Annotated in this window: 9 protein-coding genes; 2 read left to right on the top strand and 7 right to left on the bottom strand. The window is 41.2% G+C overall.

Annotated features, from left to right (window positions below):
- Positions 1-23: 23 nt before the first annotated feature.
- Positions 24-800 carry a class II glutamine amidotransferase gene (locus CXF83_RS11640; RefSeq protein ID WP_101091894.1) on the bottom strand — a complete coding sequence of 259 codons (777 nt, stop codon included), beginning with the start codon at positions 798-800 and terminating at the stop codon, positions 24-26.
- 241 nt (positions 801-1041) lie between these two features.
- Here CXF83_RS11640 and fadE point away from each other — a divergent pair, with 241 nt between their 5' ends.
- On the top strand, positions 1042-3489 hold the full coding sequence (fadE, locus tag CXF83_RS11635) for an acyl-CoA dehydrogenase FadE (RefSeq protein WP_101091893.1): 2448 nt from the start codon (positions 1042-1044) through the stop codon (positions 3487-3489).
- Positions 3490-3572: 83 nt separating this feature from the next.
- On the opposite strand, the gene CXF83_RS11630 is transcribed toward fadE, so the two are convergent.
- The 3 genes from CXF83_RS11630 to CXF83_RS11620 form a co-directional block, all read right to left on the bottom strand.
- On the bottom strand, positions 3573-5402 hold the full coding sequence (locus tag CXF83_RS11630) for a cation:proton antiporter (RefSeq protein ID WP_101091892.1): 1830 nt from the start codon (positions 5400-5402) through the stop codon (positions 3573-3575).
- Positions 5403-5757: 355 nt separating this feature from the next.
- Positions 5758-6585, bottom strand: a complete 828-nt coding sequence (locus CXF83_RS11625) for a leucine-rich repeat domain-containing protein (RefSeq protein WP_101091891.1) — start codon at positions 6583-6585, stop codon at positions 5758-5760.
- 67 nt (positions 6586-6652) lie between these two features.
- The gene (locus CXF83_RS11620; RefSeq protein ID WP_145991633.1) at positions 6653-7573 is read right to left on the bottom strand and encodes a hypothetical protein; all 921 of its coding nucleotides are present in this window, start codon (positions 7571-7573) and stop codon (positions 6653-6655) included.
- A gap of 607 nt (positions 7574-8180) precedes the next feature.
- Between CXF83_RS11620 and trpS the strand changes: the two genes are divergently transcribed.
- A complete protein-coding gene (gene trpS / locus CXF83_RS11615) occupies positions 8181-9218 on the top strand; it encodes a tryptophan--tRNA ligase (RefSeq protein WP_101091889.1) in 1038 nt (345 codons plus the stop codon).
- 521 nt (positions 9219-9739) lie between these two features.
- On the opposite strand, the gene CXF83_RS11610 is transcribed toward trpS, so the two are convergent.
- The 3 genes from CXF83_RS11610 to hemB all read right to left on the bottom strand — a co-directional run bounded on the left by CXF83_RS11610 (position 9740) and on the right by hemB (position 12446).
- The gene (locus CXF83_RS11610; protein ID WP_101091888.1) at positions 9740-10585 is read right to left on the bottom strand and encodes an MBL fold metallo-hydrolase; all 846 of its coding nucleotides are present in this window, start codon (positions 10583-10585) and stop codon (positions 9740-9742) included.
- A gap of 82 nt (positions 10586-10667) precedes the next feature.
- Positions 10668-11303 (bottom strand): DJ-1/PfpI family protein, encoded by a 636-nt coding sequence (locus CXF83_RS11605; RefSeq protein ID WP_232775095.1) that lies wholly within the window; start codon positions 11301-11303, stop codon positions 10668-10670.
- Between the two features lie 156 nt (positions 11304-11459).
- Positions 11460-12446: a porphobilinogen synthase gene (gene hemB / locus CXF83_RS11600; protein ID WP_101091887.1), complete on the bottom strand. Its 987-nt coding sequence runs from the start codon at positions 12444-12446 to the stop codon at positions 11460-11462.
- Between the last annotated feature and the right edge of the window lie 422 nt (positions 12447-12868).

Below are 12868 nucleotides of genomic sequence, written 5' to 3'. Positions count from 1 at the left end.
GCTTTTTATTATTTCAACAACCCCTAACCTATGAGTAACTCACCTTTCTTAAACAGCTTCCACTCACCTGGTGCTAATACATTCCACTGCTCATTCTTTGTCAGTGGTCGAGTCGCAATGACGGTTACAACATCATTCGGCGTAGTTTCAGTATCAAAATCAATCACCACATCGGTATCGATTAGCTTGGCTTTACCAAACGGCGCGCATCGGGTGATGTAGCACAAGTTATTACTGCAATAACTCATTAGGTGCTCACCGTCACTCAAAATCATATTAAACACACCTAGGGCTCTTATCTCATCAGCCAAAGTGGCAATAAAACGATAAACCGCTAGCATGTCGTCAGGGGCTTTATCACCAAACTGCGCTACCACTTTGTCCATAATCCAACAAAATGCCATTTCGCTATCGGTATCTCCCACCGCATTGAACCGTGTCGGCACAAACTTAGCTTCATAACCGCTTAACTGGCCATTATGCGCATAAGTCCAATATTGCCCCCAAAGCTCACGCGTAAAAGGGTGAGTATTCTCTAGTGAGACACAACCGCGGTTAGCCTGACGAATATGGCTCACCACCACTTCACTTTTAATTGGGTATGATTTAATTAATTTTGCAATATGAGATTCACTGCTAGGGCGCGCATCTTTAAATGTTCGACTTCCTTTACCTTCGTAAAAAGTGATCCCCCAACCATCAATATGTGGGCCAGTCACACCGCCGCGTTCTGCAAGGCCAGTGAAACTAAATACAATATCTGTCGGCACATTGGCACTCATGGCCAGCAACTCGCACATTAATCTTAACCCCGTTCAATAAGCTACAACTTTATTTGTCCATTCTAACCAGTTGCTAGCCATAGTGGAATCCTCCCCTGACACAAAAAATTTAAACATTTGTTTGAAAAGACTTGTATTAAAACTGACTAGCGTTTAAATTTTATGAGACACAGGTCTGACCACAGACTATAATTGTGACCCAGACAGTAAATAAGTGACTCGCTAAACGTGATAAGTCACAACTAAAAGGAGAATAACAGTGACTACCCTACTTTGGATTCTGGCGATGATTTTTACCATAGGCGCTTTTGCCTATCTAAGAGTCTCCCTACTCACTGCCACCTTGGGTGCCGCCATTGTTATGGCTATCGGCACAGGTACAGCAGTAATTAGCCCGCTACTATGGGTTGTTTTTCTGGTTATCGCCTTACCGCTTAATCTCAGTTCTTTCAGACAAAATGTCATCTCTCGCCCGTTACTCAAAATATATCGCGGGATTATGCCAGAGATGTCAACAACAGAGAAAGAAGCGATTGAAGCCGGAACCACATGGTGGGAAGCAGACCTATTTGCAGGAAAGCCTGATTGGAGCAAACTACATAACTACCCAAAGGCCGCTCTCAGTGCAGAGGAACAAGCATTCTTAGACGGTCCAGTTGAAGAGGTGTGCAAGATGCTCAACCAGCATCAAGTGTCGCATGAGTTAGCAGACCTCCCCGAAGAGATATGGCAATATTTGAAAGATAATGGCTTCTTCGCCATGATCATTAAGAAGAAATATGGCGGTTTAGAATATTCTGCATATGCACAGTCACGCGTATTGCAAAAACTGGCGGGTTTAAGCAGTGAGTTAGCCTCTACTGTTGGCGTACCAAACTCACTCGGCCCTGGTGAGTTACTGCAGCATTACGGCACCACCGCTCAACAAGATCATTACCTTCCACGCCTTGCAAAAGGGCTTGAAGTCCCTTGTTTTGCATTAACTAGCCCTGAAGCGGGTAGTGATGCAGGTGCTATTCCCGATTACGGCATCGTTTGTAAAGGTGAATGGGAAGGCGAAGAAGTCCTCGGCATGAATCTGACATGGAACAAGCGCTACATTACTCTCGCGCCAGTTGCGACTGTGTTAGGCCTTGCCTTTAAACTGCGCGACCCAGACCAACTCTTAGGTAAAAAAGAAGAGCTAGGCATTACTTGTGCACTTATTCCTACCGACATTGAAGGGGTAGAAACCGGTCGTCGTCATTTCCCACTTAACTGTATGTTCCAAAATGGTCCAACCCGCGGCAACGATGTGTTTGTCCCATTAAGCTTTATTATTGGTGGTCCAGAAATGGCTGGCCAAGGCTGGAAAATGCTGGTTGAATGTTTATCTGTTGGCCGTGGTATTACACTTCCGTCTAACTCAGCAGGTGGTATTAAAACCGCCGCATTAGCAACAGGGGCTTACGCTCGAATTCGTCGTCAATTTAAGCTACCGATTGGTAAGCTTGAAGGTATTGAAGAGCCAATGGCGCGCATCGGTGGTAATGCTTACCTAATGGATGCTGTGACTACGTTAACGACAACCGCTATCGATTTAGGTGAAAAACCATCAGTCGTTTCCGCCATTGTGAAGTTTCACCTCACCGACAGAATGCAACGATGTGTTATCGATGCCATGGATATTCATGGTGGTAAAGGGGTTTGCTTAGGCCCAAATAACTATCTCGGCCGTGGCTATCAAGCCGCTCCGATTGCAATTACCGTTGAAGGTGCAAACATTCTGACTCGCTCGATGATCATTTATGGTCAAGGTGCGATCCGCTGTCATCCCTATGTGTTAGCAGAGATGGAATCCGCATTTGATACGGATGTTAACAAAGGTCTGCGTGATTTTGATGCGGCTATCTTTGGTCATATTGGTTTTACCACCAGTAACTTGGTTCGTAGCTTCTGGTTAGGTCTTACCTCTAGCCGCTTCTCTAACGCACCTTACTCAGATAAAACTAAGCGCTACTATCAGCAAATGAACCGCTTCAGTGCGAACTTGGCGTTACTTTCTGACTTAGCGATGGCGACATTAGGTGGCAACCTTAAACGTAAAGAACGTATTTCAGCCCGTTTAGGAGACCTGCTCAGCCAGCTATACCTTACTTCGGCAACGCTTAAGCGTTATGAAGATGAAGGACGCCAGTTAGAGGATCTACCATTAGTACAGTGGGCAGTTGAAGATTCACTTCATAAGCTACAAACTTCACTAGATGATCTACTTGATAACTTCCCAATGGGTCTTGGTTTGCCGTTACGTGCTGTTATTTTCCCATTTGGTCGTCCATTAAAACGCCCTACTGACGTGCTTGACCATAAGGTTGCTCAGATAATGCAAACACCTTGTGCTAGCCGTGAGCGTATGGGTAAAGGACAATTTTGGACACCTAGCGAGCACAATGCTGTGGGTATTCAAGAGCAAACCTTTAAAGACATCTTGGCTTCAGAGCCTATCTACGACAAGGTCTGTAAAGCAGCTGGCAAGCGCATACCGTTTATGTGGTTAGATAAAATTGCTGCAGAAGGCAAAGCGCTTGGCGTGCTTAGCGAAGATGAGATTGCACTGCTAGAGCGCGCTGAAATTGGCCGCATGAAGTCCATCAATGTTGATGACTTTGATCCTGAAGAGCTTAAAGCACGTGTGCTTGAGTTCGCCAAACAGGTACAAGCAGCCTAATCAATACCAGGTTAACAACGTAAGTTGATACTCTAAAAGCCAGTCGCTCACCGTGACTGGCTTTTTTATTGAGATGGGTTTGCTTAAGGCTGCGTAATATTGACTATTGCAGCAGGTTTAGCATCTCTGGGAATTAAACTAATCAACTCTACACCCGAAGTTAACGCTACCGTGTCAGCCGCACTTATCACTTTGACCTTGCCCCCTTGCAGATACACCAAAGGAATCGCACTTTGACCGTACTGCGCCATAAACATCGAGTAGTCAAAGTTTGCCGTCAAGCTGGTACTTTTTATACTGGCGCCTTTAGCCATCAAACTGGCTAATTTAGAATAAGACACAGCATCACCAAATAAACACAACTGCCTTAAATAAGACTCGGATAACTGATGCCTTGCGCTATTACTACTGCTAGTACTGTCATTATTATTAAGTCCATACACCTTCTCCCTGCCAAACACATCTTGGAAATAGAAACTGACCAAAGGGTTAAGCTGTCTGTAAGGTGACAATACCAGTACACGCCCTATTTCGCTCATGTTCATATGGTTTTCAGCGTGCTCAGACGCTGGATTACCAAAATAGACTGCAAGGTTTTCCATCCGAGCTAATCGAATATTGTCCCAGTTATTGTCGGCTAACAACACGGTAACGCCGTTAGCCTTTAATGTTTTGGCTAGAGCACGTGAAAATTGAGACGCGCCAAAAATGAGTAATCCTTGCGACGTTCCAGCGGTCACCCCCAGTATTTTAGCCCAGCGTCCCGCCGTTAGACTTTGGATCACCACCGTACCGATGATGATTAAAAATACCAAAGGCACAATTAACTCTGCTCCGGCTACACCTGCTTTTTCTAGTTTGATGGCAAACAGTGAGGAAATTGCTGCCGCGACAATACCCCGAGGGGCAACCCAGCTTAAAAACCATTTATCCGCGCTCGATAATGATGTCCCAACACCACAGCACCAAATGCTAAGTGGCCGAGCAATCAACATCACCACCGCTAACAGCACCAATCCTTGCCAACCTAAACTGATCAAAGCATCAGCATTTAATCTCGCGGCTAATAAAATAAATAGTGCAGAAATGAGCAGTACCGTCAGCGTTTCTTTAAATTCAAGAATATCGTCAATCTCGACACCCTTCATGTTTGCAAGCCATATACCCATCACGGTTACAGACAGTAAGCCAGCTTCTTCTTGCAGTAAATTAGAGGCGACAAATACCGCTAACATTAAGGTTAATACGGCGGTATTACGCAAATAATGTGGCAGTAAGTTATTGCGTAAGATCAAACCCACTAAATAGCCGCAAAGAGTCCCTAAACCGAAGCCGACTAACAACATCGAAGTTAAAGCATGCAACACATGGGTTGTTGGGTCCGCTGCCACCCCTATGTATTCAAATACCAATACCGCTAATATCGCCCCGATAGGATCAATCACTATGCCTTCCCAGCGTAAAATACTCGATAACTCTGTTTTAGGCCTCACACTGCGCAGCAATGGCACAATCACAGTCGGGCCAGTAACAACCACTAATGCGCCAAATAACGTCGCCATTGGCCAATCAAAACCAATTAAGTAATGCGTTGCAACACTGATACAAACCCACGTAATGGCGGTACCTAAGGTTACAAGACGAGTCACCATACCGCCGTGCTCTTTAATCTCTTTAAAATTAAGCGTCAAAGCACCCTCAAAAAGAATAATGGCAACACCTAAGGAGATAATCGGAAACAGGAGGTCACCAAAAATGGCATCTGGCTTTAAAAAACCCAACATTGGCCCTAGCAGTAGGCCACACAGCAGCAAAGGTAAAATAGCAGGTAATCTGAGCCGCCAGCCCAACCATTGACAAAATAGCGACAAAACGCCTAAGAGCGCGAGCATAGCGGTGATGTGCTCCAGCATGATATATCCTTATCCAATAATTGCCGTCATTACATTGTTAACATAGAAGTAAAAGTAACTAATGTAAAAGTGATCGCGATAAGTGATCTGCAGAATTAGGGATGTAGTCCATCAAGTATTCATTAGCTGCTCGCTAAAATACAATTGGATAGGAATTAGTTAGACCCAAAGCTCTAATGTTGGCGACTAGCATTAAAAAGTAATGTCTTAATTTTCGAAAGACGATATCAATCTAATTTTTAATGGCTGTAAGGCGTTAACGCTTTTCATAGCGAGGCCCCATTACCTCGCTATAATATTTTCTCAAAAGCCAAGTACTTTGATAGAAACATTTAATAAACTTGGGCTAGCATAATTAATATCGTAAAACATCCATCCAATCAATCGTAGCCAAGTAATCAAGTGTATCTTTATCAAGTGGGTTGTTCGTGATATTAACGTTTGTCAACTTAGGGTTATTATAAAATCGAATGCTTTCGATGTTATTATCCTTGGCACCGAGCACTATGAGCTCTTGATTATATGAAACATCTAAAGTACTTATCCCGGTGTTATAAATAGTTAACGCTGTTAAATCTTGCAGATTGGACAGGTCAATATTGGTAATGGGGTTACCCGTTAAGGTCAAATCGCGAATGCTTCGAGCATTGCTCAGATCAATGTTTTCAATTAAATTATTTTCAACGTTTAAATATCTGACATCAGTACCATCGAGTTTAAGCGCTTTAATATGATTGTTATTTAAAAAAGCATGATCAAGCTTAGGTAAGTTTGAGAGATTAATTTCCTCTACGGCATTTTCGTAGACATACATTGCAGTTAACTCTAAATTCTGTGATACATCGACAGATTTTAAGTAAGGATTCTTGCCTATATTGATATAATCCAATTTAGGATTACCGCTGAGGTCTAACTCCTTAAGTGCAGTATAACTAAGATACAACCGACTTAGATTTTCGAACTGTTCAATTCCAGCAATAGAATCTATGCCATTACGGCTGCAACTTAACTTAGTCACCTCTTCCGCACTTGTCCAACCATATTCTTCAACCCAGCTAATCAAACACTGTTTCATGGCTGGGTGTTCAAAATACAGATCGTCATACCATTCTTTGGCTGTATCATCAGATGAATTACAGCCCATCATAAAGAGGGTAATAAATAAAAATAAATATTTTTTCATAAAATTAATTCCCACAGGGGCGCTACAGATATAGCGCCTCGCTTAGCGATATATTGTTATATAGGATTTAGTTATAGATGTGCTGCAAATTATCAATCACACTCTGATAATCTTCGCCTTTAAGGATATTAAGGTAGTTAGTGGTAAGGCTGTTTACTTTATTGTTAGCCATGCTGCTATTGGTACCGCCGTGGTCTTGATATCGATAGCGATAGCTCGACCCATCTAGATTATCAGTCACTGTATAGTCATAACAACTTGAGGGTGTACCATACTTGAGGCTTAAATCTTCTGCTGCTTCACCTAGCACATTACGATTAAGTTGACACTGCGTCGTTTTATATGATGTTAAATATACATTTTCAGCAATCTTTTTATCGCTTGCTGCCCCCATCGCTTCAACATAAGTGGCCATTTGCGTGCCTGCGCTTTCTATGAAAGTAATACTGTTTTCTTTGAAGTGAACCCTATCAGCCAATATGGCGTAACGAAACGCAGCCGCAGCCGAGTAATGCACTGTGATGTCGGTATAGTAAGGTTTAGAGGTGTTGAAGGCGGGTGATGCATAAAGTTTATTAGACTCACTTTCCATGTTCGCTAACGTGTCTAAATCACGAATGCCCTCACTATCTAGCCGATCACTGTAGGCCTTCATGCTGTATTCTAACGCTCTTAAATCTCGAATCATGTCTTCTTTTGCTGCATTATCAAATGCACTTTGTACTATGTCTTCAATCTGCTGCAGGCTTTCTTCAGATAGGTTGACATAGTCCGGTGAACTAGGGCCAAAAATTGCATCTTGCAATGCAGATTTAACCCCACCTTTAATTGCAGAGCTAGCACCAGCCATCACCTGACCAGCAACCCACCCATAGGTAAGAACAAAACGAGGGCTTGCTTCTTCAACTTGTAAATTACCCTCATTATTCGCCGAAACAGAACTAGCACTTATTATGCTAGCAAGGGCTACGATTGTTTTACATTTCATATTATTTAAATCCATTTAATTAATGAATCTGCAAACTACCTCTCCATTTATTTTAAGTACAGAGTAATTAACCTTAAGATACAATATATTACACCAGGTTACTAATTTGTAAATACGCAAAGCCTTTAAATAAGGGCTTGGTAATGTATTTAAACGTTAATTAAGGCGAGCAAATGGGCTTTCTCGGCTAAAACACTAAGCATCGTTGGCAGAAAACTCTGTTCCATATTGAACAATATCATTTGCCGATCTTTTTATTAAAATATGTATCAACAACTTTATGGTACAACCTAAAGGTTCACCAGTAGTGTAATTAAGCATAGAAATCTGAACATCCCTAGCAAAACGGTCTCCGACCTATAAATCACTTTGATTAGTGCACATTTGAAGCCAAAATTTAAATCCACTTGAGCCATATCATCCAAAATGCTACTGTCAAAGTATGAATTCAATAAACCTGTTCCAACTAACCTCAGTTTTTTGGTGGCGCTCTTTCACATAGAGCGGCACTGAATCCTGTTTGTTCAATAGCCGTCGGATGACAGCTATTGACCCACTATAAATAAGTCTATAAATGTCTCCGATGGAAAATTTTGGAGATATTAAAATGCAAAATAATAACTTAAACTTAAATCAATCCCCCCGTAAATCAGAGAAAATCTTAACTGGAGACAGAGCAACTGGCCCACTACATTTAGGGCACTATGTTGGTTCACTCCAGCAGAGAGTGATGCTACAACATCTGCATGAGCAAACTATTTTAGTGGCCGATCTGCAGGGGCTTACTGATAACGGTCATAATCCACGTAAAGTCTCGAACAATATTCTAAATGTTGTGGCTGATTATCTAGCCGTGGGCATTGATCCCAGCAAAACGACCATTTGTCTGCAGTCAGCAATCCCGGCTCTGTCTGAGCTCACCATGTACTATTCAAATTTAGTTTCCGTATCGCGATTACAAAGAAACCCTACGGTAAAATCTGAGATATCTAATAAACAATTTGGCAGCTCCATTCCGGCAGGTTTTTTGACTTACCCGATTAGCCAAGCAGCCGACATCACTGCATTTAACGCGACACTTATCCCTGTTGGTGATGATCAGCTTCCCATGATTGAGCAGACAAATGAGATCGTTCGACGGCTAAATCATATTGCCGACGAGCAAATACTCGTTGAGTGTAAACCGTTATTGAGCAAATCTTCACGGCTACCGAGTCCGGATGGAAAGAGCAAAATGTCAAAATCTCTCAACAACTGCATTCTATTGGGTTCGAATGAGCAGGAAATATCGCAGGCAGTGCAATCCATGTACACAGATCCGAATCACATTCGAGTTTCAGACCCAGGTCAGATCGAAGGGAATATCGTGTTCACATATCTGGATGCGTTTCATCCTGATGCAGCCTATATCGATGAGTTAAAAGCTCATTATCAGACGGGAGGCTTAGGTGATGGAACGACCAAAAAGATCTTAAATCAGGTATTACAAGAGCTTTTACAACCAATACGTGAACGCAGAGAGATTTTTCTATCAGATAAATCGCAACTCGTAGAAATCTTAAAACGAGGGAGTGAACGCTCGCAGGATGAAGCCAGTCTTGTGCTCGCAAGGATAAAAAGAGCCTTTGGGTTGAATTTATTTTAGTGCTGCGATAACTTTTATAATCATATCTTCGGTACGTCGCATTGATAGAGTCCGGGTGGACGAACATCTGATCTCAGAATAGCCACAATGCAATCTACGAGGTTACTTAGCACTGGGTTTTCATCGTTATGAGTAATACTTTACTCATAACTAAACTTCCCCTGATGATGATAGCTGAAAAACATTTCAGATCAGACAAGGCCACATCAAACCTACTCTAATGAATGTAAAATAAAAGTTCATATTAATTCATATTTAGCCTATGAACTATTGAAGAACAAATACATCTTGAACATTAATCTTTAGCGGCTTCGTTCAACTCACTTATGTGACACAAAAGAGTTAGTGCCTAGACTCCAGCCCATACAGCTTCGATTAGGCAAATTATGGCAATCATATGCCCGATAACACTGTAATAAAACGTTTAAAGCTGCAGCACTAACTGTAACAAGAAGCACTAGAAAATGGGCAATAGACAATGCGAAATATAATACTGACTTAATTTATTAATAGCAGTAAAATCAGATACTAATGCTGCGACCTGCTGGGAAATATTCTAAGCGGTCACCAAGTACACCTTTCAAAATATTATAGGCTTTCATTCCTGTGCAGTGTCCTGTATACAGCTTATCTATTGGGTAATTTAATATTAATTCACCAATCTCTTCAATCTTCTCTCTAGTTCCACCAATACTGTTGAATAATGGTAATCCAACTAAGTGAAAACCACCAACGACAGCTTTTATTTTAGTGCTAGGAAAATGATTAAGCGCTGTATCGATCATATTGAGAACGCCACTATGAGCGCAACCAGTAAATACTATAAGCCCATCATTTTCCTTTATGACCAACAACAATTCGTGATCAAATATATCAGGTTTGCAACTATCACCTGAGCCAGTAAAAAGGTATTTATTACCTTCTGGCTTTGCATATTTATTACTTAAATCAGTGATTATAAAGATATTAGGCAATATTTCAGTCATTTGATTAACAAAGGTCAAGCGACTAGCACCTTTGGTAAGCAACTGTTTATTTACACCCACATCAATTTTAAAACCCAAAGTTTTAAAAGTATAATTGGTGTCTTCGCATTCACGTAAATACACTTGGGCCTTAGAGTTGTAGTCTAGAAAGTGCGTAACTCCATTACAGTGATCATGATGACGATGTGAAATAACAGCGGCATCTACATTTTTAATATCCACACCTAACAAACCTGCATTATCACAAAAAGCTCTACTGTTTCCCGCATCAAATAATACACTCTTTCCCATAGTGCTGGCGTGAATAGACAGCCCTCTTTCAATTTTTAGATCTGTTCGATTATTCAATCTTGTATTATCAATTAATGAAGTAAGAATCATAACGACTACCTTTTCTACAACTCTATAAGTATTGGGAGGATCTACTTTATGCTCAAGCGCTGAATAAGCGAACAATGCACGACTACCTTTTAGAGGTCATTCGATTTATGCCTTCTTGTTCTGCTAATAAAATTGTAGAGCTAATGAGTTCTTCAAAGTGTTCCAATTGACCCGCTGGTATTAGCTGGTTTTGGATAAATTGTCGCTTCTCTGAATCAAACAAACGTTCCGCGACCCAACCTATTAGGTACACCAAAGAAAGACAACCGCCTGCTGTAGCAATATTGCCTTCGATGACCAAAGGTAAATCTTGAACATTGCCGCCCATTTTCTTCAGTACATTTTTAGCATCAGGGTTTGTCGTTAACAACAAACCGTTTAACAATCCAAGTTCATGAAGAATAAACGAACCAGCACATATCGAACCAATTAACTGTCTGTTTGGATCGAGCTTTAAAGCTGACATAAATTCACAATCCTGTAATGCTGCAGGAATACCACGCTTGCCACTCGTAATTAGCACTACATCTTGATTAATCACCTCTGAGATAGGACCATCTGTCTTTACCGACATACCTAGATGCGAGCGGTGTTCTGATTTAGTGCCTAATATTGACACAACCCAGCTATCTGTCGTTCTACCGAGTAAGTCATACATTAAGAAAAAGTCTACATCTGTAAAATCGTCAAATAATACAATGCCAATGTTGTACATCATTTTGATACCTCATTATTCATGTTTGAGATCTGCATAACAGCCATTAAACAACATATTACATAGCAAAAAAAGAGTGTCAGTAGCTTCTACAAACACTCATTTGGACACTAAATTTTACAGACAAACACAAAGGACTGCAGGAAGGTTTCGATGAAACTAATTTTTCCCCTCGGCTAACCATGTGGCATATTGTTTCGTATAATAACTAACAATTAGGTCAGCCCCAGCACGTTTTAACCCAATAAAAGTTTCAGTTACTACCGCTTTTTCATCGAGTGCGCCAGCAAGAGCTGCGAACTTAATACCGGCATATTCCCCACCCACTTGATATGCAGCGAGGGGTAAATGGGTTTCTTGCCTTAAACGACAGATCACATCTAAATAGGGTGTTCCTGGTTTAACCATCAGAATATCTGCACCTTCAGCCTCATCAAGTGATGCTTCAAGTAGAGCTTGACGACCGTTGGCGTAATCTAGTTGGTAGCCTTTTCTATCCCCACTAAGTTCACAGTCTACTGCGGCCCTAAATGGGCCATAAAAAGAAGACGCAAATTTTGCCGAATGTGCCAAAATTGCCACGTCCTGAAAACCAGCAGCATCAAGTCCTAAACGAATGGCTTTTACTTGGCCATCCATCATTGCCGATGGTGCTAACATGTCAGCACCTGCTTTAGCTGCAGTCACTGATTGTTTGACCAAATTTTCAACTGTAATGTCGTTACAAACTTTGTTGTTTTGCATTACACCACAATGACCATGATCGGTATATTCACAGAAACAAATATCTGGAATTACCATCATTTCGGGAACGGCAGATTTTATCGTCTTGACCATACGAGCAAGTAGACCATTATCATTCCAGGTGTCACTTCCTTGAGCATCCTTGGTGTGAGATATGCCAAAAGGCATAACATAGCGTATGCCGAGAGCGTAAAGCTGTCGAATCTCATCGGCTAGGTGACTCTCGGGAATACGGCTGATACCAGGTAGGGTAGAGATAGGTACTGCTTGATCGATCTGTTCTTCGATAAATAAAGGATGAATTAAATCGTTGAGCAAAAGGTGGCTTTCACGCAATAGATCGCGCATGGCTTCGGAGCTACGTAAGCGTCTTAAACGACGCAATGGGGTTATGTTCAAAATGGAGTAACCTATTCAGATATTATTAGGGACTCAGTTTAAATAAAGGAAAATAAATTTAAACCTTACATAATAAGACTTAAAGCGGTATGAAAAGTTCTGCGTAACTATAGCTAAATATTTTATTACCATTAGTATTGACGATATAAACCAATTTATACATAACACAACAAATCGATAACAATAATCAGGCTAAACAACTTGCTAAACACATGTAGTAAACAATAGCCTTAAAAGGAGTATAAACAAGCTTAATAAGTATCTAATACTTTAAGAGCCTACCTCCGATGTGCTAAAACTACTTTAAAGTACATTAATGAACGTTTTAGAGCGGTAAACCAATTATCCGTCAAAATAACTGTTACAAGTATATCTGTCATGGCTATGTGCCCACATATCCCAAGGAAAATTTCTTACTTACCTCA

Source organism: Shewanella sp. Choline-02u-19 (genome assembly GCF_002836205.1).
Taxonomy (GTDB): Bacteria; Pseudomonadota; Gammaproteobacteria; order Enterobacterales; family Shewanellaceae; genus Shewanella.
The sequence above is the reverse complement of the archived record's forward strand: the minus strand, read 5'-3'. Positions and strand labels throughout refer to the sequence as shown.

What these genes read in the sequence shown, in the direction of transcription:
- CXF83_RS11620 (WP_145991633.1), bottom strand. Translation starts at nt 7,573, where the DNA reads ATGAAATGTAAAACAATCGTAGCCCTTGCTAGCATAATAAGTGCTAGT.
- CXF83_RS11625 (WP_101091891.1), bottom strand. Translation starts at nt 6,585, where the DNA reads ATGAAAAAATATTTATTTTTATTTATTACCCTCTTTATGATGGGCTGT.
- CXF83_RS11605 (WP_232775095.1), bottom strand. Translation starts at nt 11,303, where the DNA reads ATGATGTACAACATTGGCATTGTATTATTTGACGATTTTACAGATGTA.
- trpS (WP_101091889.1), top strand. Translation starts at nt 8,181, where the DNA reads ATGCAAAATAATAACTTAAACTTAAATCAATCCCCCCGTAAATCAGAG.
- CXF83_RS11630 (WP_101091892.1), bottom strand. Translation starts at nt 5,402, where the DNA reads ATGCTGGAGCACATCACCGCTATGCTCGCGCTCTTAGGCGTTTTGTCG.
- CXF83_RS11610 (WP_101091888.1), bottom strand. Translation starts at nt 10,585, where the DNA reads ATGATTCTTACTTCATTAATTGATAATACAAGATTGAATAATCGAACA.
- CXF83_RS11640 (WP_101091894.1), bottom strand. Translation starts at nt 800, where the DNA reads ATGTGCGAGTTGCTGGCCATGAGTGCCAATGTGCCGACAGATATTGTA.